The organism is Paraburkholderia sp. SIMBA_054 (assembly GCF_046534875.1).
In the GTDB taxonomy this organism is placed as follows: domain Bacteria; phylum Pseudomonadota; class Gammaproteobacteria; order Burkholderiales; family Burkholderiaceae; genus Paraburkholderia; species Paraburkholderia hospita.
The window spans coordinates 1-364 of the sequence record NZ_JAWRXV010000356.1; the positions used below are offsets into that span (position 1 = coordinate 1).

The 364-nt window shown below is 61.8% G+C and carries 1 protein-coding gene; it reads right to left on the reverse strand.

Annotation, left to right across the window (positions count from 1 at the left end):
• Positions 1-350, reverse strand: a 350-nt coding sequence (locus tag SB822_RS55470) for a DUF637 domain-containing protein (protein ID WP_410858892.1), incomplete at its 3' end; no start/stop codon positions are given.
• Positions 351-364 lie beyond the last annotated feature (14 nt).

The window sequence follows — 364 nt, forward strand, 5'->3', positions numbered from 1 at the left end:
GCAACATCGAGCGGCGCCGGAATGTTCCCATTTGCGTCGAGCGTCGTATTCAGGAACGCCCCAGCCGCTCCGCCAATGGCACCACCAGCACATCCGTTGCCATCTGCAGCCGACAGCACGCACCCAAGCCCGGCATGCGCCATCACGTAGCCCGGGCTCCTCTCCGCCAGAACCGAATCCTTGTCAGTTGACGCTGCGCCAATCACAGCAGCACCGATGGCACCCACGTCGCTGATCACGCTATTTTCGAGAGCGTTTCCGAAGCTCCCGCCATAGACAGCAGTGCTAACGCCAGCATTCACGAGCCCTCGCTCTCCGATTGACACCAGAGCCTGCCCGATATCAGCCATAGTGGCGGTGCCGT